This window comes from Halomonas sp. H33-56, from assembly GCF_040147035.1.
Lineage (GTDB): Bacteria > Pseudomonadota > Gammaproteobacteria > Pseudomonadales > Halomonadaceae > Halomonas > Halomonas litopenaei.
In genome coordinates this window covers 1,807,888-1,831,178 of the sequence record NZ_JAMSHP010000001.1, presented here as the reverse complement: position 1 = coordinate 1,831,178, position 23,291 = coordinate 1,807,888, and the positions used below count along the sequence as shown (strand labels likewise).

Sequence of the window (23,291 nt, the reverse complement as noted above, 5' to 3'; positions counted from 1 at the left end):
GTCGAAATCGACTCACTCGCGTTACACGCAGTGACTTTTGACGTCGCCTTGCGCCATATCTCATCTTTATGCGCTTATTTTAAATACATTTTTTTGATTACGGCATGAGAATAGCTTCGTGGTTTGGCATAACACCAAATCACAAGGAATCTCCTGCCATGTCATCGATCCCCCACCGCTCCATCGATATCGACGCCAACCGCCTGTGGGACAGCCTGATGCAGATGGCCGAGGTCGGCCCTTCCCCCAACGGCGGCAGCCGCCGCCTTGCCATGACCCCTGAAGATGCCGATGGGCGCCGTCTGCTGCTGAACTGGGTCGAGGCGCTGGGCTGCACCTGGCAGCGTGACAAGGCCGGCAACCTGTTTATCCGGCGTGCCGGACGCGAGGACCACCTGCCCCCGGTGTCCATGGGTAGCCACCTGGATACCCAGCCGCTGGGCGGACGCTTCGACGGCGTGCTGGGGGTACTGGCGGGCCTGGAGGTGCTGCGCAGCCTGCACGACAATGCCATCACCACACGCCGGCCGTTGTCATTGATCGTCTGGACCAACGAGGAAGGCAGCCGCTTCGCCCCGGCCATGGGCGGCAGCGGCGTCTGGACAGGCCGACTCGATGAGGCGACCTTCTTCGGCGCCAGCGACAGCAAGGGCGTCACCCTGGGCGAGGCCATCGCGGCCTGCGGCGAGGCCGGCGATCTGCCCCTGGGCGAACCCGAACTCGACGCCTACTTCGAGCTGCACATCGAGCAGGGCCCGGTGCTCGAGGAGCAGGGCCATCCCCTCGGCATCGTCACCGGGGTCCAGGGCATCCGCTGGTACGACCTGAGCCTGCGCGGTCAGTCGGCCCACGCAGGCCCCACGCCGATGAGCTATCGCCGTGACCCATTGCTCGCCGCGACCGCCATGATCCAGCGCATGCGCGAGGTGGTCATGGCGGATCCGGACGGCGCTGCGCGCCTGACCGTGGGCGACTTCCAGGTGGTAGAGCCCTCGCGCAACGTGGTCCCCGGCGAGGTCCGCCTGCTGCTGGACCTGCGCCACGTCAGCGACGAACGCCTCGATGCACTGGATGCCGAACTGGAACGTCTGGCCAGGGACGCCGCCGACGCCGAGGGCGTGGAGCTGACGTTCGAGCGCCGCTGGCATTCTTCGGTCACCCCCTTCGACGACGCCCTGATCGACTCCCTGCGCGAGGCCGTCAAGGCGCGCGAGCTCGATGCCCCCTGCATGATGAGCGGTGCCGGGCACGACGCCGTGCACCTGTCCCACGTCACCCCCACGGTGATGATCTTCGTGCCCTGCCGCGACGGCATCAGCCACAACGAGGCCGAATACGCCGAGCCTGAGCACTGCGCGCTGGGCACCCAACTGCTGTGCGACGCGGTGCTGGCACGCGCCGAGCGCGACTGAGATCGCCATCAGCGCCCTGAACAACACACAATGAATCGATTTCGATTCAACGAGTCGGAATAGCATCAAAGGCCCTTTGCCCGATCAGCCGACTCGCTCCCCGGACGCTCAGGCCATTCACAACAAGAGATACCCTATGGACATCAACTCCCATGTGCTGCTGCTGTTTGCCAACGCCTTTCTGACCACCGCCCTGTCGGTGGTCATCGTTGGCGTCATCCTGCTGCGCGAATACCGGCCGACCATTCGTCGCCTGAAGGACGAGGCAGCGGCTTCCTCCTCGGCCGACACCACCAACCACAACAAGACTTCATCTGACCTGAGAGACCTGTCATGACCCTGGCCATCTTTGCCATCGTACTGACCGCCTACGTGGCGGTGGCGGCCCTGCTGGCACGCCGCATCAAGAACAAGGACGACTTCTACGTCATGGGTGAGCAGGGCTCGACGCTGCTGATCGTCGGCACCCTGGCCGCTACCTTCCTCAGCGCCGTGACGCTGATGGGGATCGCCGGTATCTCCTACAGCGAAGGCCCGCTGGTGATCGCGGCGCTGGGCTCCTTCGGCGCCTGGGTCGGCACCCTGATCGCGGTGGTGTTCATCGGTCGCAAGCTGAAGGCGCTGAACTGCCGCACCATGATGGACTTCTTCGACTACCGCTTTAACAACAAGTGGGTCAGCGTGGTCGCACTGATCCTGATGGTGATCGGCCTGCTCGGCTACGGCATCATCCAGCTGATCGGCGCCGGCCTGGTGCTGGCCGAGATCATCGATATCCCCTTCCCGGTGATCATCGTCGCCTTCACCCTGGCGCTGCTCGCGTTCTGCTCGCTGTCCGGCATGTACGGGGTGGTCTACACCGACACCATGATGTTCTTCACCATGCTGGCCATCGCCTTCGTCATCGCGCCGATGTTGATCGGCGACGCCGGCTTCGAGGCGATGAAGGGCCTCGGCGAGACCCTGCCCGGCTTCTGGACGGTAGGGGGCGCCAACGACCGCCCGCTGGGCTGGTCGATCTCCCAGTTCCTGGTGTGGATCCTGTTCTTTGCCTGCACCCCGGCGCTGGTGTCCCGCGTCTTTCCGGCCAAGAACGACTTCGTCATCCTCAAGGTGGCGGTGATCGGCGTGTTCTTCGCCCCGGCCATGCAGCTGCTGGTGTTTCTGGCGGCCAGCGCCATGCAGGTAATCCAGCCCGGCATCGAGCCCACCGACCGCGCCATGATCGTCGGCTTCATGGAACACACCAACCCGACCCTGGCCGGTATCGGTCTGGCCGGCCTGATGGCGTCGATCATGTCCACCGCCTCGACACTGTTCGTGCTGACCGGCTTCGCCCTGGCCCGCGACCTCTACGAGAAGTTGTTCGACCGTGAGGTCAGCGAACGCAAGGGCGTGGTACTCGGCCGCATCTCCCAGGCGGCGGTAGCGCTGGTCGTGTGCGCCGTGGCGATCTCGCGCCCGGCGGGCATCTACTGGATCTCGATCTACGCCGGCGCGATCTTTGCCGTGGCCTGGCTGCCGACCATCGTCGCCGCCATGCACTGGCGTCGGATGAACGCCAACGCCGCGCTGGCCTGCATGCTGGTGGGCTCGATCACCTTCATCGTGGTGGGCGAACTCGAGCGCCACGGCCTGGTCAGCCTGCCGCTGCATATCGACAACCTGCAGGTGGCCATCCTGCTCGGCACCCTGGCGCTGATCGCAGTGGGACTGAAGAGCCAGCCTTCCGAGTACGAGCTCAAGGTATTCGACGACATTCGTGCAAGGCGACTGTCCGATACCACCATCCGCGACATCCTGGCCCGTCCCGATGGCGCCCGCGAGCTGGTGCGCGAATACCGCCAGGTGTGGGGCATCATGGTGCTGTTCGTGATCATCGCAGGCGCCCTGTGGGGCTATCTGTTCAGCAAGCTGGGGACCTGAGCCCACCGTCACCGCTGCTGTCACTGATCCACCAGGCCGGCGCCGTGAGGCGCCGGCCTGGCTTTACTAACACGCGCTCCCGGCACACCATTGACGTTCTGGACCCTGCCTGGAGCCTCGATGAACCACGGCCCCCTCATGCCCCGACAGCTACTGGCCATCCTCAACGCCCTCGAGGACGGCATCTTCATCACCGATCTCAAGGGACGCCCGCTGTGGGTTAACCAGGCGAGCCTGTCACAGCTCGATGCCAGCGCGGAGCACCTCTACCAGAGCGACGTCTACCGGCTCGAGGAGGAAGGGGTATTCTCGCCCTCGGTCACCCGCTTCGTGATCGAGGAGCGGCGACCGGTCAGCGTGGTCCACCGTTATCGCGGCAAGGACTACCTGGTCAACGGCAGCCTGTTTCACCTGGGCGGCGACCCCTCCGGCGAACCCGACGCGGTGCTGGTCCAGGCCCGCAACCTGGACCGCGACGTACTGGCCTCGCGTTCGCCGGACACCACCCAGGCGCTGCTCGATCACGTCATGCATCAGCTCAAGCGCATCCGTCAGGAACAGGTAGCAACGGAGGCCAGTCCCGCCTCATCCAGCCGCAGCCCGCGCTATCGCCGGTGTCTGGAGCGCCTCGAGCGCGCCGCCGCCAGCGATACCACGGTGCTGCTCAGCGGCGAGACCGGCGTCGGCAAGAGCTGGCTGGTCAATCGCCTGCACCAGTTCAGCCCGCGCTCGGACAAGCCGCTGATTCACGTCAACTGCGCGGCGATCCCCGAGGCCCTATTGGAAGCCGAGCTGTTCGGCCACGAGAGCGGCGCCTTCACCGGCGCCCATCGCGACGGGCGGGTCGGTTACGTGGCCCTGGCCGAGGGCGGCACCCTGTTTCTCGACGAGATAGGCGAACTGCCGCTGACGCTGCAGCCCAAACTGCTGCAGTTGCTGCAGGAACGTCAGTACCACCCGCTGGGCGGCAAGCCGCGCAAGGCCGAGGTGCGCATCGTCGCCGCCACCAACGCCGACCTGGCCGCCCGGGTGCGGGATGGCAGCTTCCGCGCCGACCTGTACTACCGACTCAATATCGTGCCCATCGAGATCCCACCGCTGCGCGAGCGCGCCGAGGACATCCCCGGTCTGGCCAATCAGCTGCTGGCTAGGATATCCCGCCGCCACAAGCGCCGTATCACCCTGGAGCGCGACGCGCTGAGGGCGCTGACCCACCACTCCTGGCCTGGCAACGTGCGCGAACTGGAAAACCTGCTCGAGCGGCTCAGCGTGTTCTGTGAAGACGACACCATCGGCATCGACGATCTCGCCCTCGACCACCCGGAGCTTGTGCCCGCTAGCCTTGCCGACCGCGTTTCCCTCAACGGCTCGCGCAAGAGCTCCTGGCAAGACGACGGCCAAAGCGACGGTGCTCTATCGCTGCCACTGGACGATTCCCGCCCCCTGCCCGAGCGCTTGGCCGAGATCGAACGCCAGGCCATCGATGACGCTCTGTCCCGCGCCGGCAGCACCCGCAAGGCAGCCCAGGACCTTGGCGTCAGCCAGTCCTGGTTGATGCGACGGCTCAAGCGCGATCGGTCGAGCTCGTCCGACTGAAACGTCGGCATCCACAACACATCCCGAAACGCCCGACCGACACACCCAACCGATACGCTCACCCAAGACGCCAGCGCCCGGCCATCTGGCCGGGCGCTGGGTGTTCAGGGTAACGCTCGCGGTCGCGTCAGCCGGTGTTGCGAAGGCCAGCGGCGATCCCCGCCATGGTCACCATCAGAGCGCGGGACAGGTCCGCGCTGATGGCGCCGTCGGCGTCGCGGTTACGCTGCAGCAGCTCGGCCTGCAGGCCATGCAGCGGGTCGATGTAGGGGTTGCGCACCTCGATGGCCTGGCGAATCAGCGGTGTCTTCTCGAGCAGCTCCTGCTGATCGAGGATCTTCAGAAGCTCTTCGTTGAGCCTGCCGAAACGCTCGCGCAGGCGGTTGCCCAGGGCCTCCAGGCTCGGCTCGTCCACCAGGCGATGCTCGTAGTAGGCGGCCAGCTCCACGTCGGCCTTGGCCAGCAGCATCTCGAGCATGTCCAGGTAGGTGCCGAAGAACGGCCACTGCTCGCGCATCTCCTGCAGCACCTCGAGTCCGCCGGGCTCGGCCAGGCGGGTGGCGAAGGCCTCGCCGGTGCCGAGCCAGGCCGGCAGCATCAGGCGGATCTGGGTCCAGGCGAAGATCCAGGGGATCGCGCGCAGGGTCTCGACGCCACCGTCCTGACGCCGCTTGGTCGGCCGCGAGCCCAGCGGCAGGCGGCCCAGCGCCCCTTCCGGTGTGACGGCACGGAAGTACGGCACGAAATCGGGGTCCTGGCGCACCACACCGACGTAGGCACCGTGGGCGATCTCGGCCAGGCGGTCCATCTCGTCGCGCCAGGCCGGCTTGGGCTTGGGCGGCGGCAGCAGCGACGCCTCCAGTACCGCGCAGGCGTAGATCTCCATGGAGCGCAGGGCGATGTCGGGCTGACCGAACTTGAAGCGGATCATCTCGCCCTGCTCGGTCACCCTGAGGCTGCCGTTCACCGAGCCTGGGGGCTGGGACAGGATGGCGGCGTGGGACGGACCGCCGCCACGGCCCACGGTGCCACCGCGGCCGTGGAACAGGGTCAGGTCGACACCGTGGCTTTCGCAGACATCGACCAGCGCCTCCTGGGCGCGGTACTGGGCCCAGGCCGCCGCCAGCTGGCCGGCGTCCTTGGCCGAATCGGAGTAACCGATCATCACCTCCTGGCTATCACCGGCGAACTGGCGGTAGCCGGGCAGCGCCAGCAGCCGATCGATGACGTCGCCGGCGCGATTGAGGTCGTCCAGGGTCTCGAACAGCGGTGCGATGGGCATGCCGACACGGCCCCCCACCTCCTTCATCAACAGCGCCACCGTGAGCACGTCCGAGGGCTGCGCGGCCATGGAGATGATGTAGGTGCCCAGCGCCTCGCCGTGCTCGGCGGCGACCACCTGGAAGGTGTCCAGGGTCTCACGGGTCTCGGCGGAGCACTCCCAACGCCGCGGGATCAGCGGCCGGGTCGACTCGAGCTCCGCCAGCAGGAAGGCCTGACGCTGCTCCTCGCTCCATTCGCGGTAGTTGCCCAGGCCCAGGTCGTGGGTCAGTTCTTCCATCACCAAGGCGTGGCGGCTGGCCTCCTGGCGCAGGTCGAGCTTGGTCAGGGTGACGCCGAATACCGCCACACGGCGCAGGGTATCGAGCAGCACACCGTTGGCGATGGTGTCCAGGCCGACGTCGCACAGCGAACGGTAGCAGGCCAGCAGCGGCGCATAGAGCTGGTCCCGGGTCTCGATGATCGGCCCGCCGTCATAGCTCTTGCCGTCGAGTTCGGCCTTGGCCCAGTCGCGGGTGGCCTCGACCTTCGCCACCAGACGCTTGAGCAGCTCGCGATAGGGCTCGGCGACGTTGCCGACCTCGGCACGCAGGGCACTGTTGGTGCTCCACATCGATAGCTCGATCTTGAGCTGCTCGAGATCACGCAGGTACAGGTCCGCCGCCATCCAGCGGCCCAGCAGCAGCACCTCCCGGGTGACCCGGGCGGTGACGTTGGGGTTACCGTCGCGATCGCCACCCATCCAGGAAGCGAAACGCAGCGGCGCGGCGTCCAGCGGCAGACGCTCGCCGGCGCTTTCCAGCAGCAGGTTATCCAGGTCCCGGTGGAAGTCCGGCACCGCCTGCCACAGCGAATTCTCGATCACCGCAAAGCCCCACTTGGCCTCGTCCACCGGGGTCGGCCGGTCGTGGCGGATCTCGTCGGTGTGCCAGGCCTGGCTGATCAGCTCCTCGAGCCGCCCCTTGGCCCGGGCCGCACGCTCGGGGTACTCGCTGGAGGACTCGATGGCGCTGAGGCAGTCATCGATGGCATCGTACTTCTGGATCAGGGTGCGCCGGATGACCTCGGTGGGATGGGCGGTCAGCACCAGCTCGACGCGCATGTTGGCCAGCGTCTCGACCAGGGTGCGCGACGAGTGGCCTTCGCGCCGGGCGCGCTCGAGCAGCTCACCGAGCACCGGCTGCATCCCCGGCTTGTAGTCCTCGACCCGACGAAAGCGGGCGCGGTAGTGCTGCTCGGCGATGTTGGCCAGGTTGAGGAACTGGTTGAACGCCCGGGTCACCGGCAGCAGGTCCTTCTCCGGCAGCCGGCGCAGGTACTCGATCAGCTCCTGCTGGCCGGCCTCTTCGCCCTGGCGGCCCCGCTTGGCCAGTCCGCGAATCGTCTCGATGCGTGACACGAACTCGGGTCCGAGATCATCGGCGATGGTGCGTCCCAGGCTGTCGCCGAGGATGCGGACGTTATCGCGCAAGGATTCGTGCAGATCGTGGCTCATGGGGTCTCCTTGGGTGTGGTGTCCAGCGGGTCCCGAGCGTGCGGCCCCGCCTTGTTATCGATAGGGTCTGGCCGGCCTCGTCAGTCCATGGTCGGATCGGACGGCTCGGCGCGTTCGGCACGCTTGGCCTGCTGCCAGTGCTCTTCCATGCGCTCCAGCGAGGCCCGGCCGAGCGGCGTGCCCTGAGCATCCAGGGACCGCTCCATATGGCGAAAGCGGCTCTCGAAGCGCTGATTGGTGCCTCTCAGGCAGGCTTCCGGGTCGACGCCCAGGGTGCGCGCCAGATTGACGGTGGCGAACAGCAGGTCGCCCACCTCGGTGGCGGCGTGGTCGCGATCCCCGGCCGAGAGCGCCTCGCGAATCTCGCCCAGCTCCTCTTCGAGCTTGTCGAGCACCCCGTCGGTGTCCGGCCAGTCGAAGCCCACCCGGGCCGCGCGCTTGGACAGCTTGGCGGCGCGACTAAGCGCCGGCAGGGTCCGCGGCACGTCATCCAGCGCCGAGACAGAAACCACCGCTTCGGCCTCGCCCTGCTGCGGGCCGCTGCGCCCTTCCCGTTCCTCGGCCTTGAGCGCCTCCCAGCGGGAGTGGACCTGACGGGTCTCGACCTCGGCGGCACTGACGCCCTGGCGGCGGGATTCAAGGGTGCCGTCGGGAAACACGTGGGGATGGCGACGCAGCATCTTGTCGGTCAGCGTGTGCACCACGTCATGGAAATCGAAACGCCCTTCCTCGCTGCCGAACTGGCTGTAGTAGACCACCTGGAACAACAGGTCGCCGAGCTCCCCCGGCAGCTCGTCGAAGGCGCGTCGCTCGATGGCGTCGGCGACCTCGTAGGCTTCCTCGAGGGTGTGGGGGACGATGGTGTCCCAGTGCTGCTTGACGTCCCAGGGGCAGCCCTGCTGGGGGTCCCGCAGCACCGCCATCAGGGTCAGCAGGTCATCGATGGAATAGCGCCGGCTCATGTGCGACGCCCTCCCTGACCGCGCTTGCGCTTGACCTCGATGATATTGGGCAACTGCTGGATGCGGGAGAACAGCCGGCCCAGGGTCTCCAGGCCGTCCACCTCGGCGGTGATCGAGATGCGCGCGATGCCGTCGTCGGTGTTGGTCAGGGTATTGACCGAGAGCACGTTGACCTTGTCCTGGCCGAGCACGGCGGTGACGTCACGCAGCAGGCCGGAGCGGTCCCAGGCCTGGATCTCGATATCCACCGGGTACTGGCTGCTGGAGCGCTCGCCCCACTCCACCTCGATCACCCGCTGGGGTTCGTCGACCCTAAGCTGCAGGATGTTGGGGCAGTCCTGGCGATGGATCGACACGCCACGGCCCTGGGTGATGAAGCCGACGATCGGCTCGCCGGGGACCGGATGACAGCAGTTGGCCATGTTGGTCTTGAGGTTGCCGACGCCCAGCACGGTGATCTCGCCGTCCGGGGTCTTGGCCGGCTTCTGACGCGGCTTGGCCAGCAGCCGGTCTAGGTGCTCTTGCTCGTCGCTGTCGCCGAACAGCTGCTGGGCCTGGTGCAGCACCTGACCGATACGCAGGTCGCCGGCGCCAAGCGCGGCGTACATGTCGTCGGCATTGGCGTAGTTGACCTTCTGGGCCAGGGTGGCGAGGTCCATGTCGTGGACGTCGAGACGCTTCATCTCGCGCTCGAACAGCGCCTTGCCCTCTTCCAGGTTCTGGTCACGCGCCTGGTGCTTGAACCAGGACTGGATCTTGGCCCTGGCCCGGGAGGTGCGCACGAAACCCAGGTTGGGGTTGAGCCAGTCACGGCTCGGGGCGCTCTTGTTGGCGGTCAGGATCTCGACCTGCTGACCGGTCTTGAGCTTGTAGGTCAGCGGCACGATGCGACCGTTGACCTTGGCGCCGCGACAGCGGTGGCCCACCTCGGTGTGCACGCGGTAGGCGAAGTCGATGGGGGTGGCGACCCTGGGCAGGTCGATGACGTGACCGTCCGGGGTGAACACATAGATGCGATCCGGCGCCACGTCGCTGGTCAGGCCCTCGCGCAGGTCGCCGAATTCGCCGATCTCCTCGTGCCACTCGAGCACCTGACGCAACCAGGCGATCTTTTCCTCGTAGCTGTCGCTGCGGGCATTGGTATCGTGGCCCTTGTAGCGCCAGTGGGCGCAGACCCCAAGTTCGGCCTCTTCATGCATGGCGAAGGTGCGGATCTGGATTTCCAGCACCTTGTTCTCGGGGCCGATGACCGCCGTATGCAGGGACTGGTAGCCATTCTTCTTGGGGTTGGCGATGTAGTCGTCGAACTCGTCGGGCACGGTGTGCCAGCGCGAGTGGACGATGCCGAGCATGGTGTAGCAGTCCTGCACCGTGGGCACCAGGATGCGCACCGCGCGTACGTCGTGAACCTGGGAGAAGTCGATGCGCTTGCGCTTCATCTTTCGCCAGATGGAGAAGATGTGCTTGGCCCGACCGTCCACCTGGAACTGGTGGATGCCCTGGGCCGACATCAGCGACTTCAGGGTCTCCACCACCTCCTGGATGTAGCGATCACGATCCAGGCGCTTCTCGGCCAGCTGCCGGGCGACGGTCTTGTAGTCGTCCTCGTGGAGGTAGCGGAAGGACAGGTCCTCGAGCTCCCACTTGAGGTGGCCGATGCCCAGGCGGTGGGCCAGCGGAGCGTAGATGTCGAACACTTCGCGGGCGACCCGCACCTGCTTCTCGCGCGGGGCATCGCGGACCTGGCGCAGGGCGCAGGTGCGCTCGGCGATCTTGATCAACGCCACCCTGACGTCGTCGATCATGTTGACCAGCATCTTGCGCAGGTTGTCCTGCTGATCCTGCTGCTGCAGGCCGGCGGTGGTGGCCTGGGTATTGCTGATCGCGGCCATCTGCAGCACGCCTTCGATCAGGCTCGCCACCTCGCGGCCGAAACGTTTGGCCACCTGCTCGGGCTTGATCAGGTTCTCACGCACCGCGCGATACAGCACGGCGGCTTCGATGGCGGTCTGATCCAGGCGCAGCTCACCGAGGATATCGGCCATCTCGAGGCCCATGCGAAAGCTCGAGCCATCCTTCAACCAGGACTTGTGGGGCCGCTCGGAGGCCTGCTCCAGCGACTGCGCCAGCTGGCAGGCCTCGACCAGTTCATCGGCGTCGGCCAGCTTGACGTCGTCCTGCAGCCGCGCGACCCACTGATCGATATCGACCCGACCATCCGCGGTCAACGGCTGGTCTTCCCGCACTTTAACCATCTTTCCTGACTCCTTGGCGTGGCGACGGCCCCTGGCGTTCGAACAGTACCATCGACTCGAGGTGCGAGGTGTGCACGAACATGTCCGCCATGGCGACCCGTTGCAGACGATAACCTCCCTGCAACAAGTGTGCCGCATCGCGAGAAAGCGTGGCGGGATCACAGGCAATATACAAGACCCGGGACACCGTACTTTTGGCCAGTGCCCGGCACAGCGCCTCGGCCCCTTCCCTTGGTGGGTCCAGTACCACCACCTCGGCATCATGGGTACGCAACAGCCTCGCCACCTGCCCTTCGTCATGCAGGTTGCCCTGGAGGGCAGCCACGTCCAGATCCGCGCCCGCGGCGTTGTCGGCCAGGCGTGCGGTCATCTCCGGCGAGCCTTCCACCGCGCTCACCGCGTAGCCCGACGCCGCCAGCGGCAGGCTGAAATTGCCGATCCCGGCGAACAGATCCAGCAGGGGTTCATCGACCCGGTGAGGTGTTCCCAGCCAATCCAGCGCGGTCTCGATCATGCGCTGGTTGACCTGGGCGTTGGCCTGCAGGAAGTCGCTCGGTCCGACGCCGAGGCTGAGCGGGCCACGCGCCGACGGGACCGTCACCTGGAGTCCTCGGGGCGGGGTCACCAGCCACTCGAAGCGCACCTGTTCACGGCCTGCCAGCACGCCGACGGCGATGCCTCGCTCATCGGCCCATGCACGCCAGCGTGCCAGGTCCGCGGGTTGCTCGCGCAGTTGGCGGATCACCAGGGTCACCTGGCCGTCGCTGGCCAGCAGTTCCAGATGGCCGACCTGGCGTGGCGCCTCGAGGCTCGCCAGCTGCTGGTGCAACGGTGCCAGCAGCGACGACAGCTCCGGCACCAGAACGGTGCAGCTCTCCACCGATACCAGCCGGTGACTGCGCCTGGCGCGAAAGCCCAGATGGATGCCGCCGTCGGCATCGACCCTGACCCCCAGCCGAGCACGGCGGCGATAGGCGACGTCATCACTGGCCAGCACCTCGATGCGTTCGAGGTCGACCTCGACGCCCTGACGGGCCAGCAGCTCCGACAGTACGACGGCCTTGTGACGACGCTGGGCGTCGAGTTCCAGATGCTGCAGATCACAGCCGCCACAGCGCTCGATGTAGGGACAGGGCGGCGTCACCCGGGTCGGCGCGGCCTCGATCAGCTCACGCAGGTGGGCCTCGTCGTAGCGCTTGCGGGTGCGATGCACCGCCACCCTGACCCGCTCGCCGGGCAAGGCCCCCTCGACAAACAGGGTCTTGCCGGCGGGCGAACGGGCAATCCCGCGGCCATCGTGGGACAGCCCCTGAATCTCGAGTTCGTCGGGCAGCTCATCGGACGTGTCGGTCTGGTAGGCCCGGCGAGTGTCCGACGGGCGCTTGTGAGCAAGCCCCGAGACACCGGAGCGCTGACGCGGCGGACGGCGTTTTCCCAGTCCAGCCACCTCAGGACTCCGGCGCCAGCAGACCGGTGGAGAGATAACGGTCTCCCCGGTCGCAGACGATGAACACGATCACCGCGTTCTCGACCTCTTCGGCCACCCTGAGCGCCCCGGCCAGGGCGCCCCCAGAGGATACCCCCGCCAGGATCCCTTCTTCCCGGGCCAGTCGGCGCATGTGTTCTTCGGCCTCGTGCTGGCCGATGTCCAGTACCCGATCGACCCGCTGGGGTTCGAAGATCTTCGGCAGGTAAGCCTCGGGCCAGCGACGAATCCCGGCGATGCTGGCGCCGTCCTCGGGCTGCAGGCCGATGATCTCGATGTCGGCGCGCTGCTCTTTCAGGTAACGCGACACCCCCATGATGGTGCCGGTGGTCCCCATGGAGCTGACGAAGTGGGTAATCCGACCGTCGGTCTGCTGCCACAGCTCGGGGCCGGTGGTGCGATAGTGACCCAGCGGGTTGTCGGGATTGGCGAACTGGTCCAGCGACTTGCCTTCGCCTCGGGCGACCATGGTATCGGCCAGGTCCCGGGCCTCTTCCATGCCGCCTTCCTTGCTGACCTCGATCAGCCTGGCACCGTAGGCCGCCATGGCCTGCTTGCGCTCGCTGGAGGCGTTCTCCGGCATGATCAGCACCATGCGATAGCCCTTCATCGCCGCGACCATGGCCAGGGCGATGCCGGTATTGCCGGATGTCGCCTCGATCAGGGTGTCGCCGGGGGCGATCTCGCCGCGCTTTTCGGCCTCGTCGAACATCGACAGGGCCGGCCGATCCTTGACCGAGCCCGCCGGATTGTCACCCTCGAGCTTTGCCAGCAGCACATTGTTGCGCCCGGCGCTGATGCGCTTGAGGCGGACCAGCGGGGTCTTGCCGACCAGCTGGTCGAGGTAGGGGAATTCCATAAGACTTTCCTTGTAACGTCATCTGACGCCATTATATCGACGCCCCTCGCCACTGGACAGGCATGGTCCCATGGGGTGACATGGAGACGTACGAGGCGGCGGTGGCCGCTCTTCGTCCGCGCCTATTCCCGGCCAGGAACGCAGCGCCTATGAGTTTGAGAACACGGTTGATGCTAGCCCTCGTGGGGCTGCCGCTGCTGCTGCTGGGGCTGGCGATCAGCCTCGCCTTGTATCAGGACCATGCCCTGCGCGAGGCCGCCATGGAAGAAAACCTCTCTACCGCCACGCGGCTGGTGGCCCCGGAGCTGGGCGAGGCCCTGTCGCTGGACGATATTGCCGGCGTTCAGGCCGCTGCCAATCGCCTGATGGATATTCCCAGCGTCCGTGCCCTGCGCCTGGTGCAGCAGGATCAGGTGGTGCTTGAACTCGGTCGACTGCGGGCCGAAGCGCTGAACGTCGAGGCTCCCAGCCAGGGGCTGTTGACCCAGCACTATCGCCAGTGGGTGTTGACGACGCCGATCACTGCCGTGGACGGCGCCTACCTGATCCTCGATATCGACGCCTCGCTGCTGTTACTCGCCACCTACAGCGATATCGCCAGGGGCGCCATGATCCTGCTGGTCTGCGGCCTTCTGCTGTTTCTGGTGGCCTTCACCCTGGGCCGCCGCCTGACCCAGCCGCTGGATGACATCGCCCACCTGCTCGACCAGCTGGCCGCCGGTCGTCAGCCCCACCACCTGCCGCTGGACCACCCGCTGGAGCTGGCCGAGCTGGGGCGCCGGGTCAACGCCCTGATCGACCACCAGGCGCGGGCGCGCGAAGACCTGCAGCAGCAGATCGAACACGCCACCTCGGAACTTCAGGAGTCCATGGAGACCATCGAGGTGCAGAACATCGAGCTCGACATGGCCCATCGCCAGGCGGTGGAGGCCAACCGGGTCAAGTCGGAGTTTTTGGCCAACATGAGCCATGAGATCCGCACGCCGCTCAACGGCATCATCGGCTTCTGCCGGCTGCTGGGGCGCTCGTCGCTGGACCCGCGTCAGCGCGAGTGGCTCGACCAGGTGCAACGGGCCTGCGACAACCTGATGTCGCTGGTCAACGATGTGCTCGACTTCTCCAAGCTGGAAGCCGGTCGTCTGGTGCTGGAACAGGTGCCGGTGGACCTCCAGTCGCTGGTCGACGAGGTGCTGGGGCTGCAGGCGCCACTGGCCCAGCAGAAGGGCCTGCAGCTGCTCAGCCTGATCTATGACGACGTACCGGCGGAAATCACCGGTGATCCGCTGCGACTGCGCCAGATCATCACCAACCTGGTCAACAATGCCATCAAGTTCACCGACCGCGGCGAGATCATCGTGCGGGTCATGGTCGAACAGTCCCGCCACGAGCGCTTCACCCTGCGCATCAGCGTCAGCGATACCGGCATCGGCCTCAGTGACAGCCAGCAGCGACGGCTGTTCCAGGCCTTCCGCCAGGCCACCGCCGGACACAGTCGCCAGTACGGCGGCACCGGCCTGGGGCTGGCCATCTCGCGGCAGCTGATCGAGCAGATGGGCGGCACCATCGGCGTGGACAGCACCCTCGACCACGGCTCCACCTTCCACTTCACCCTGCCCCTGACCAGCACCGCAAGCCAGGTGCGTGCCCCCGAACTGGCGCTCGACCAGGCCTCGATCTTTGTCGAGGAACCCCACGGCCCCACCCGCAGGGCCCTTTTGCATATGCTCGAACAGTGGGACGCCCGGGTTGTGGCGAGCCCCCAGCAGGCTGCGCTGGCACTGGAAGCCATCGCCATCGAGGAGCTCGAAGAGGGCCGCATCGGCGAGCTGCGCGCACGACTCAGGCAGCGCAACTGCCCCACCCTGCTGTTGATCAATGCGGGACTTCCGGATGTGCCCGGACTGGGCCTGCCCGATGGCTCGAGCGTACTGTCCAAGCCGTTGGCTCGCCAGACCCTGGCGGAAGCGGTGGAGGGCGCCCTCGCCGGTACTCGCCACAGGCCGAGCCTGCCTGCGCCGACGTCCCCGCCGGCGCTACCGTCTCGCCAGCCCTATGTGCCCGACGAGACGTCGACAGCGGCCCCGGCTGCACCGCCCCAATGGAACAACTCGCAGACCCCGCCGCCTTCGCCGGACACGCAAACCTCTATGGCCAGCCTGCTGATCGTCGATGACAGTGAGACCAACCGCCTGCTGCTGCGAGAACTGGTGGAAGGCCCGGAGCGTCGCGTGACCCTGGCCACCAGTGGGGAAGAAGCCCTGGCGCTGGCCCAGCAGCAGCTCTATGACATGGTACTGATGGATATTCGCATGGGTGGCATGGATGGTGTGGAGACGACCCAGGCGATCCGCCAACTCAGCCCCGCCTGGGCGAAGCGACCGATCATCGCGGTGACCGCCCACGTGCTGGAACACCAGCGCCGAGCGCTTCTGCAAAGCGGCATGGACGATGTGCTGATCAAGCCACTCGACACCGAGTGCCTCGACCGCCTGCTTAGAGAAAGGCTGGGCAGCGGCCTGACAGAGACGACCCCGGCGCCGAACTCGCCGGTCACCGACAAGTATCGACAGGACGCCAGTGACGCTGATGACTCGGTCGAGCCGGACGTCCCAGACCAGGCCCATGGCAAGGACCTTGGCAAGAACCTTGGCAAGGACCAAGGCAAGGACCTTGGCAAGGACCAGGGCCAGACCCGTGACAACAGCGATGACCAGGGCAACGACCTGCCCGACATCGACATCGCCCTGGGCACCCGCCTGGCGGGTGGGCGCGAAGCGCTGGCCAGGCAATTGCTGGCGAGCCTGGGGGCATCGCTGGACGAGACCCGTCGAGAGATCGAGGCGGCGCTGGCGGCCGAGGACGAAGAGGCCCTGCTCGATAGCATCCACGCCCTCAACGGTGCCTGCCGCTACTGCGGTGTACCGCGCATGGCGCTGCTGGTGGAAACCCTCGAGACCCGACTTCGCTCACGCGGGATCGACGGCGTTCGTCCGCTGCTGCCCAACCTGGAGCAGGCCATGACCCAGGTCGAGCGCTGGCAGCAGGACAGCGGAGAAACCCCACTCAAGGGACCGGTTTAGCCGACGCGGGCAACTGTCGCTCGCACTTCGGGCAGCCCCCCGCAACGATCAACGCCTTTCGAGCACCACGAAGGCCAGTGCCACATCGCTCTCGTCGCTGAGACTCAGGTGACAGGCGCCGACGCCCGCCTGGTCGGCCAGACGTAGCGCCTCCCCCGAGACCACCAGCTCCGGCCGCCCCAGGGGATCATTGACCACCTGTATCTCGGTCCAGCGCATGCCGTGGCGAAGACCGGTGCCCAGTGCCTTGAGCCAGGCCTCCTTGGCGGCGAAGCGCTTGGCCAGAAAGGCCGAAGGCCGTGGCGCCTCGGTGTAGCGCTCGGCTTCCAGCGGCCCCAGGATACGCTCGGCGAAGCGCGCGCCATGGCGCGCAATGGCCGCATCGAAGCGTTCGATCCGCGCGATGTCGGTGCCGATGCCGAGGATCATGCCAGGGCTCCGACAGACCCGGTATTCCCGAGCAAAGTCCCGACAGACAGACCTCCTCGAGCCGGCGTTAACATCGGCAACGCTTCAGTGCTGATGGTCGTGGTCGTGCTCATGCTCGTGCTCTTGCTCAAATTCGTCGATGGCCGCGACCAGCCCCGCCTCGTAGCCGGCCAGCATCAGTCGCTTCATCTCCGCCACCGCCTCCTTGAGGCCGACGAACAGCGCCCGGGCGATGATGGCGTGACCGATATTGAGCTCGTTGAGGCCGGGGATGGCGGCGATGGCCTCGACGTTGTGGTAATGCAGGCCGTGACCGGCGTTGACGATCAGATCGAGCTCGACGCCCATTTCGGCGGCGGCCACGATGCGCTGGTACTCGCGCGCCCGCTCACTGTCGTTATCGGCCTCGGCGAAGGCGCCGGTATGCAGCTCGATGGCCGGAGCACCGGCGCGCTTGGCGCTGGCGATCTGATCCGGATCGGGATCGATGAACAACGATACCTCTGCCCCCACGGCGGCCAGTCGGCGACAGGCGGCTTCGATGGCGTCGAACTGGCCGACCACGTCCAGGCCACCTTCGGTGGTCAGCTCCTCACGCTTCTCCGGCACCAGACAGACGTGGGCCGGACGTACCTCTTCGGCCAGCGCCAGCATCTCCTCGGTCACGGCCATCTCGAGATTCATGCGGGTGTTGAGAACCTCGGCCAGCAGGCGCACGTCGCGTTGCTGGATATGACGGCGGTCCTCCCGCAGATGGACGGTGATGCCATCGGCGCCGGCTTCTTCGGCGACCAGGGCCGCCTGAATCGGGTCGGGATAGCGGGTACCGCGGGCCTGGCGCAGGGTCGCGATATGGTCGATGTTGACGCCGAGCAGCAGTCGAGGGGGATGCATCAAGGTTCTCCGTCATGGGGATGAAAGACGAGCCCTATGGTAGCACCGCCGACAGGCCGGCGGTCACCCGCGGCCAGGCGATATCAGCGCGCTGAAACGTCAGCGAGACTGGCGGCGACGCTTGGCCATGGCGACCATCAGCGCACGGGAGCGCAGCGGACGGTCGCCAAGCAACGGCGCCAGGGCGACAAGGGTCAGCGCGCCTGGCGGCGACGCTCGGCCATGGCGACCATCAGCGCACGGGAGCGCAGCGGACGGTCGCCCAGCAACGGCGCCAGGGCGACAAGGGTCAGCGCGCCTGGCGGCGCCGCTCGGCCATGGCAACCATTAGCGCACGGGAGCGCAGCGGACGGTCGCCCAGCAGCGGCGCCAGGGCCGCACGCGATAGCGCCTTGGCCGGCCCGGCGAGCCCGGCCTCGCCCCAGTCGGCCCCGGCAAGCAGGCGCAGGGTGCGCCCGTCGATGCCGCGCTCTGCGACGACAAAGGCCCGGCTGCCGGGCTCGAAGCGGTAGCGCCGCTGGGGATCCAGCCCGCCACCGTCGGGCGTGGTGAAACGCGGTGCGGCGTCCAGCGCATCGAGTAGCGCAAACTCGAGCCGACGCAGGGCCGCAGCGCGAGAGGCCGGCGTCGCCAACTCGTCCAGCGCCGAGGTGTAAAAGGCAAACACCTGCCCCACCGGCAACTCCACCGGCAGCAGGCGGGTCAGCAATTCGTTGGCGTAGAGACCGCACAGCAGTCCCTCGCCGGCGAGCATCGCCGCCGGGCCACGGGACTCGATCAAACGCAGCCGCTTGAGCTCGCGATCGCCCTGCCAGGTCAGGTGCAGGGGCGCGAACGGCTGCATCTGACTGCGCGAGCGACTACCGGGACGCTGCACGCCCTGGGCCACGGCGCGCACACGACCGTGGTCCAGAGTCAGCAGTTCGACCAATGCACTGGTCTCGCGGTAGGGACGCTTGTGGAGCAGAAAGGCGGGCTGGAGCTGCATGGGGATCCCGACGTCGGGGCAACAGGATCACAACAGGACCATCGTCGTCGATGATCCTGCCGGGGCGCGGGGGAACGGCTCAGTCGAGGTCGTAGCCGAGGCTCTTGAGGGCGCGTTCGTCGTCGGACCAGCCACGCTTGACCTTGACCCACAGGTTGAGCATGACCTTCTTGTCCAGCGCCCGCTCCATATCCAGGCGTGCCTCACGGCCGATCTTCTTGATGCGATCGCCGCTGTCGCCGATCAGGATCTTCTTCTGGCCCTGACGCTCGACCAGGATCAGCGCGCTGATGTGCACCACCCGGGCCTCGTCACGAAACTCCTCGATCTCGACGGTCATCTGATAAGGCAGCTCGTCGCCGAGCTGGCGCATGACCTTCTCGCGTACCATTTCGGCAGCCAGAAAACGCATGCTCTTGTCGGTGACCTGATCTTCCGGGAAGAAGTGGATACCCTCGGGCAGGTGCTTGTCGATCTCGGCCTCGAGCTCCGGCACATTGGTGCCGTGCTGGGCGGCGATCGGCACCACCGCGGCGAACTCGCGCTTGTTGCCGAGCTCGGCCAACCACGGCAGCAGGGTGGCCTTGTCCTGCAGGCGGTCCACCTTGTTGACCGCCAGGATCACCGGCGCCTCGACGTTGGCCAGGCGGTCCAGCACGATCTGGTCTTCCTCGGTCCAGCGGGTGCGGTCGACCAGAAAGACCACGCAGTCCACGTCCCGCAGGGCCTGCACCGCCGCCTGGTTCATGAAGCGGTTGATCGCCTTGTTGCGGTCCTTGCCGAGGATATGGATACCCGGGGTGTCGACGAAGATGGCCTGAGCGTCGCCTTCGGTCTTGATCCCCAGCACCTGGTGGCGGGTGGTCTGCGGCCGCCGCGAGGTGATCGAGATCTTCTGTCCGAGAATACGGTTCATCAGGGTGGACTTGCCGACGTTGGGACGGCCGACAATGGCCACGAATCCACAGGTCTGACTCATGCGCTGACTCCCTTGGGATCGAGGCGTTGCAGGGCGCTTTCGGCGGCCATCTGTTCGGCGTGGCGGCGGCTGGCGCCGGTGCCGACGGTGTGTTCGTCGAGCATCTCGACGTGGCACTCCACGGTAAAGGTCTGGGCGTGGGCCTCGCCTTCCACCGAGGTCACCTCGTAGCGAGGCAGCGGTGCCTGCCGGGACTGCAGAAACTCCTGCAGGCGGGTCTTGGGGTCCTTCTGGGACTGCTTGAGGTCGATGCGCGCCAGGCGCTCCTCGAACCAGGCCAGCACCCGCGTGCGTACCGCGTCCATGCCGGCGTCCAGGTAGATGGCACCGATCACCGCCTCGACGGCGTCGGCGAGGATCGATTCACGCCGATGGCCGCCACTTTTCATCTCGCCGGAACCCAGGCGCAGGCATTCGCCAAAGCGCATCTCCCGGGCCAGCTCCGCCAGGGTCTGGCCCTTGACCAGGCGCGCCCTCAGGCGCGAAAGCTGGCCTTCACGGGCCTCGGGAAAGCGCTCGAACAGCGCCTCGGCGATGACAAAGTTGACGATCGAGTCACCCAGAAACTCGAGGCGTTCGTTGTTGCGCCCACCGAAGCTGCGGTGGGTCATGGCCAGTTCCAGCAGACTCGCGTCCTGGAATTCATGGCCGATGCGGCGACTGAAGGGGGTCAGGGAATTGCTCACGACGCTCCTGTTAACTCTTTGTGCTGGCGATGGAAGAACCAAGCGGCGTTGAAGCGATCACGGGATCGTCCTCACGCTGGAAAAGCTCGGCAGTCCACCGTCCCAATGCATCCATACCGCGAAGGCCTTGCCGACGATGTTGGCTTCCGGGATAAAGCCCCAGTAGCGGCTGTCATTGGAGTGGTCCCGGTTGTCGCCCATGGCGAAGTACATGCCCTCGGGCACCACGACGTCGTGGACCAGCGGGCCGCGATCGCGGGGATTATTGTAGATCTGATGCTGATGTTCGCCCAATTGCTCGGAGAACAGCAGCTCACCTGGCGCGCTCTCCGGAGCGTCGTCGAGCAGCGTCTTGGGCACCGGCTCGCCGTTGACGTAGAGCTGTTTGTCGACGTAGCGCAGGGTATCGCCGGGCAGCGCCACCACGCGCTTGATGAAATTCACCGCCGGGTCCTGGGGATAGCGGAAGACCATGACGTCACCCCGCTCCGGCTCGTTCAGATCGAGGATCTTGGTGTTGGCCACCGGCAGCCTCAGGCCATAGGTGAACTTGTTGACCAGGATGAAATCCCCGACCTCCAGCGTCGGGCGCATGGAGCCTGACGGAATCTGAAACGGCTCCACCACGAAGCTTCTGAGCACCAGCACCACCAGCAGCACCGGAAAGAACGACTTGGCGTAGTCGACCGGCCAGGGGTCCTTGCGCGAAAGCTCCCGAGCGGACAGATCCACGCCTTCGGTGGTGCCGGTTTCGGCAGCTGCGGTGACGGCTTGACGCCGGGGGCGCCACCAGACCAGGTCGAGCAGCCAGATCAGACCGGTGACGGCGACCGCGATCACCAGCAGCAGGGAGAAGTCCATATCAGTGTTTCCAGGTGGCTTGTAAGTCGGTATCTGAGGGAGGGGCAAGCCGTCCCGGCGTCACACCGGGACGGATCGACCGCCGCTGGGGCATCAGTCGTTCACCTTGAGCACGGCGAGGAAGGCGTCCTGAGGGATCTCCACGCGACCGACCTGCTTCATGCGCTTCTTGCCGGCCTTCTGCTTCTCGAGCAGCTTCTTCTTGCGGGTCATGTCGCCGCCGTAGCACTTGGCGGTCACGTTCTTGCGCAGCGCCTTGACCGTGGAACGGGCCACGACCTGGCCACCGATGGCGGCCTGGATCGCCACGTCGAACATCTGACGCGGGATCAGCTCTTTCATCTTCTCGACCAGCACACGACCACGGCTGTGGGCGTGATCGCGATGGATGATCACCGCCAGGGCATCGACCCGGTCGCCGTTGATCAGCACGTCGAGGCGTACCAGCTTGGCCGCCTCGAAGCGCTCGAAGTTGTACTCGAGCGAAGCATAGCCCTTGGAGATGGACTTGAGCCGGTCGAAGAAGTCCATGACGACTTCGCTCATCGGCAATTCGTAGGTCAGCTGGATCTGGCTACCCAGGAACAGCATGTCCTTCTGGGTGCCGCGACGCAGCTCGCACTCGCTGATGACGTTGCCGACGAATTCCTGGGGCACCAGGATGCTGGCGCGCACGATGGGCTCGCGCATCTCCTCGACGTCGGCCATGTCCGGAAGCTTGGACGGGTTGGAGACGTAGCTGACGTCACCGTTCTTCATCGCCAGTTCGTAGACCACCGTCGGCGCGGTGGTCAACAGGTCCAGGTCGTACTCGCGCTCCAGACGCTCCTGCACGATCTCCATGTGCAGGGTGCCGAGGAAGCCGACGCGGAAACCGAAGCCCAGGGCGTCGGAGTTTTCCGGCTCGTAGTCCAGCGAAGCGTCGTTGAGCGCCAGCTTCTCGAGCGCGTCGCGGAAGTCTTCGTAGTCGTCGGCGCTGACCGGGAACATGCCGGCATAGACCTGGGGCTTGACCTTCTGGAAGCCCGGCAGGCGCTTGACGTCCGGCGTCTTGGCGTGGGAGATGGTATCCCCCACCGGAGCCCCCTGAATGTCCTTGATACCGGCCACCACGAAGCCCACTTCACCGGCGCGCAGGATGTCGGTCTCCTTGCGCAGCGGGGTGAAGATGCCGACCTCGTTGGCCTGCCAGTCACGTCCGGTGGACAGGATGCGAATCTTGTCGCCCTTCTTGAGCACGCCGTCGAAGATCCGTACCAGCGATACCACGCCCAGGTAGTTGTCGAACCAGGAGTCGATGATCAGCGCCTGCAGCGGCTTTTCGGGGTCGCCCTTGGGCGGCGGAATATCGCGCACCAGCCGCTCGAGCAGCGCATCGATGCCCAGACCACTCTTGGCCGACACCTGACAGGCGTCGGTGGCGTCGAGACCGATGATCTCCTCGACTTCGTGGGCGACCTTGTCGGGGTCGGCCTGGGGCAGGTCCATCTTGTTGAGCACCGGCAACACCTCGAGCCCCTGCTCGATGGCGGTGTAGCAGTTGGCCACCGACTGGGCCTCGACACCCTGGGCGGCGTCCACGACCAGCAGTGCGCCCTCGCAGGCATACAGCGAGCGCGACACCTCGTAGGAGAAGTCGACGTGCCCCGGGGTATCGATGAAGTTGAGCTGGTAGGTCTCACCATCGTTGGCGTGGTAGTCCAGCGTCACCGACTGGGCCTTGATGGTGATGCCGCGCTCGCGTTCCAGATCCATGGAGTCCAGCACCTGATCCTTGAGCTCGCGCTCTGACAGGCCACCGCAACTCTGGATCAGGCGATCGGCCAGGGTGGACTTGCCATGGTCGATGTGAGCGATGATCGAGAAGTTACGTATATTATTGATTACCTTGCGGTTATCAGGATCAGACATGCAGGATGATTCCATCTTGAGAACGCACCGGACAGCGACAGGCTCGCCCTGCCCCGATGACGCGGAAAAAAAAGTTGGCGCTATTGTACCGGCATCCCCTGCCCCGCGCATCCCAAGCCGTTGCGGCGGCTCGATTCGATATCACAGGACGACGACGCCCGAGGGCCATGGCGGCCCTCGGGCGTCGTCGG

Annotated in this window: 17 protein-coding genes; 5 read left to right on the top strand and 12 right to left on the bottom strand. The window is 66.2% G+C overall.

What is annotated here, in order from left to right; translation table 11 throughout:
- Nucleotides 1–158 precede the first annotated feature (158 nt).
- From NFH98_RS07980 to NFH98_RS07965, 4 genes are all read left to right on the top strand, one after another.
- Nucleotides 159–1,412 (top strand): M20 family metallo-hydrolase, encoded by a 1,254-nt coding sequence (locus NFH98_RS07980; protein ID WP_349622467.1) that lies wholly within the window; start codon nucleotides 159–161, stop codon nucleotides 1,410–1,412.
- A gap of 136 nt (nucleotides 1,413–1,548) precedes the next feature.
- On the top strand, nucleotides 1,549–1,749 hold the full coding sequence (locus NFH98_RS07975; protein ID WP_045993193.1) for a hypothetical protein: 201 nt from the start codon (nucleotides 1,549–1,551) through the stop codon (nucleotides 1,747–1,749).
- Nucleotides 1,746–3,338 (top strand): sodium:solute symporter family protein, encoded by a 1,593-nt coding sequence (locus NFH98_RS07970; protein ID WP_349622466.1) that lies wholly within the window; start codon nucleotides 1,746–1,748, stop codon nucleotides 3,336–3,338. The genes NFH98_RS07975 and NFH98_RS07970 overlap by 4 nt, the downstream gene beginning before the upstream one ends.
- Before the next feature lie 120 nt (nucleotides 3,339–3,458).
- Nucleotides 3,459–4,934, top strand: coding sequence for a sigma-54 interaction domain-containing protein (locus NFH98_RS07965; protein ID WP_349622465.1), 1,476 nt, complete (start codon nucleotides 3,459–3,461; stop codon nucleotides 4,932–4,934).
- A gap of 127 nt (nucleotides 4,935–5,061) precedes the next feature.
- Here NFH98_RS07965 and ppc read toward each other — a convergent pair whose 3' ends face one another.
- The 5 genes from ppc to cysM all read right to left on the bottom strand — a co-directional run bounded on the left by ppc (nucleotide 5,062) and on the right by cysM (nucleotide 13,272).
- Entirely contained in the window at nucleotides 5,062–7,710 is a 2,649-nt protein-coding gene (ppc, locus tag NFH98_RS07960) for a phosphoenolpyruvate carboxylase (protein WP_124804386.1), read from the bottom strand.
- 80 nt (nucleotides 7,711–7,790) lie between these two features.
- The gene (gene mazG, locus NFH98_RS07955) at nucleotides 7,791–8,672 is read right to left on the bottom strand and encodes a nucleoside triphosphate pyrophosphohydrolase (RefSeq protein WP_108132709.1); all 882 of its coding nucleotides are present in this window, start codon (nucleotides 8,670–8,672) and stop codon (nucleotides 7,791–7,793) included.
- On the bottom strand, nucleotides 8,669–10,927 hold the full coding sequence (gene relA / locus NFH98_RS07950) for a GTP diphosphokinase (RefSeq protein WP_108132708.1): 2,259 nt from the start codon (nucleotides 10,925–10,927) through the stop codon (nucleotides 8,669–8,671). The genes mazG and relA overlap by 4 nt, the downstream gene beginning before the upstream one ends.
- Nucleotides 10,920–12,374 carry a TRAM domain-containing protein gene (locus tag NFH98_RS07945; protein WP_349622464.1) on the bottom strand — a complete coding sequence of 485 codons (1,455 nt, stop codon included), beginning with the start codon at nucleotides 12,372–12,374 and terminating at the stop codon, nucleotides 10,920–10,922. The genes relA and NFH98_RS07945 overlap by 8 nt, the downstream gene beginning before the upstream one ends.
- A 1-nt stretch (nucleotide 12,375) precedes the next feature.
- On the bottom strand, nucleotides 12,376–13,272 hold the full coding sequence (gene cysM / locus NFH98_RS07940) for a cysteine synthase CysM (RefSeq protein WP_045993187.1): 897 nt from the start codon (nucleotides 13,270–13,272) through the stop codon (nucleotides 12,376–12,378).
- A 170-nt stretch (nucleotides 13,273–13,442) separates the two neighbouring features.
- Between cysM and NFH98_RS07935 the strand changes: the two genes are divergently transcribed.
- Nucleotides 13,443–16,352, top strand: coding sequence for an ATP-binding protein (locus NFH98_RS07935; protein WP_349622463.1), 2,910 nt, complete (start codon nucleotides 13,443–13,445; stop codon nucleotides 16,350–16,352).
- 48 nt (nucleotides 16,353–16,400) lie between these two features.
- Here NFH98_RS07935 and acpS read toward each other — a convergent pair whose 3' ends face one another.
- The 7 genes from acpS to lepA form a co-directional block, all read right to left on the bottom strand.
- A complete protein-coding gene (acpS, locus tag NFH98_RS07930; RefSeq protein ID WP_108132704.1) occupies nucleotides 16,401–16,781 on the bottom strand; it encodes a holo-ACP synthase in 381 nt (126 codons plus the stop codon).
- 84 nt (nucleotides 16,782–16,865) lie between these two features.
- Entirely contained in the window at nucleotides 16,866–17,675 is an 810-nt protein-coding gene (gene pdxJ / locus NFH98_RS07925) for a pyridoxine 5'-phosphate synthase (protein ID WP_349622462.1), read from the bottom strand.
- A 289-nt stretch (nucleotides 17,676–17,964) separates the two neighbouring features.
- Entirely contained in the window at nucleotides 17,965–18,663 is a 699-nt protein-coding gene (gene recO, locus NFH98_RS07920; protein ID WP_349622461.1) for a DNA repair protein RecO, read from the bottom strand.
- 79 nt (nucleotides 18,664–18,742) lie between these two features.
- The gene (era, locus tag NFH98_RS07915) at nucleotides 18,743–19,642 is read right to left on the bottom strand and encodes a GTPase Era (RefSeq protein WP_045993485.1); all 900 of its coding nucleotides are present in this window, start codon (nucleotides 19,640–19,642) and stop codon (nucleotides 18,743–18,745) included.
- Complete coding sequence (gene rnc / locus NFH98_RS07910; protein ID WP_045993484.1) at nucleotides 19,639–20,328, bottom strand: ribonuclease III; 690 nt, start codon at nucleotides 20,326–20,328, stop codon at nucleotides 19,639–19,641. The genes era and rnc overlap by 4 nt, the downstream gene beginning before the upstream one ends.
- Nucleotides 20,329–20,385: 57 nt before the next feature.
- Nucleotides 20,386–21,189 (bottom strand): signal peptidase I, encoded by an 804-nt coding sequence (gene lepB, locus NFH98_RS07905; protein WP_045993483.1) that lies wholly within the window; start codon nucleotides 21,187–21,189, stop codon nucleotides 20,386–20,388.
- A 93-nt stretch (nucleotides 21,190–21,282) separates the two neighbouring features.
- Nucleotides 21,283–23,100, bottom strand: coding sequence for a translation elongation factor 4 (lepA, locus tag NFH98_RS07900; protein WP_045993482.1), 1,818 nt, complete (start codon nucleotides 23,098–23,100; stop codon nucleotides 21,283–21,285).
- Nucleotides 23,101–23,291: the final 191 nt, after the last annotated feature.

Excerpts from the sequence above, each read along its gene's own strand:
- mazG (WP_108132709.1), bottom strand. The coding sequence starts at position 8,672 with ATGAGCCGGCGCTATTCCATCGATGACCTGCTGACCCTGATGGCGGTG.
- relA (WP_108132708.1), bottom strand. The coding sequence starts at position 10,927 with ATGGTTAAAGTGCGGGAAGACCAGCCGTTGACCGCGGATGGTCGGGTC.
- pdxJ (WP_349622462.1), bottom strand. The coding sequence starts at position 17,675 with ATGCATCCCCCTCGACTGCTGCTCGGCGTCAACATCGACCATATCGCG.
- era (WP_045993485.1), bottom strand. The coding sequence starts at position 19,642 with ATGAGTCAGACCTGTGGATTCGTGGCCATTGTCGGCCGTCCCAACGTC.
- NFH98_RS07935 (WP_349622463.1), top strand. The coding sequence starts at position 13,443 with ATGCTAGCCCTCGTGGGGCTGCCGCTGCTGCTGCTGGGGCTGGCGATC.
- NFH98_RS07965 (WP_349622465.1), top strand. The coding sequence starts at position 3,459 with ATGAACCACGGCCCCCTCATGCCCCGACAGCTACTGGCCATCCTCAAC.
- lepA (WP_045993482.1), bottom strand. The coding sequence starts at position 23,100 with ATGTCTGATCCTGATAACCGCAAGGTAATCAATAATATACGTAACTTC.
- recO (WP_349622461.1), bottom strand. The coding sequence starts at position 18,663 with ATGCAGCTCCAGCCCGCCTTTCTGCTCCACAAGCGTCCCTACCGCGAG.
- lepB (WP_045993483.1), bottom strand. The coding sequence starts at position 21,189 with ATGGACTTCTCCCTGCTGCTGGTGATCGCGGTCGCCGTCACCGGTCTG.
- NFH98_RS07970 (WP_349622466.1), top strand. The coding sequence starts at position 1,746 with ATGACCCTGGCCATCTTTGCCATCGTACTGACCGCCTACGTGGCGGTG.
- acpS (WP_108132704.1), bottom strand. The coding sequence starts at position 16,781 with ATGATCCTCGGCATCGGCACCGACATCGCGCGGATCGAACGCTTCGAT.
- cysM (WP_045993187.1), bottom strand. The coding sequence starts at position 13,272 with ATGGAATTCCCCTACCTCGACCAGCTGGTCGGCAAGACCCCGCTGGTC.
- NFH98_RS07980 (WP_349622467.1), top strand. The coding sequence starts at position 159 with ATGTCATCGATCCCCCACCGCTCCATCGATATCGACGCCAACCGCCTG.
- ppc (WP_124804386.1), bottom strand. The coding sequence starts at position 7,710 with ATGAGCCACGATCTGCACGAATCCTTGCGCGATAACGTCCGCATCCTC.
- NFH98_RS07975 (WP_045993193.1), top strand. The coding sequence starts at position 1,549 with ATGGACATCAACTCCCATGTGCTGCTGCTGTTTGCCAACGCCTTTCTG.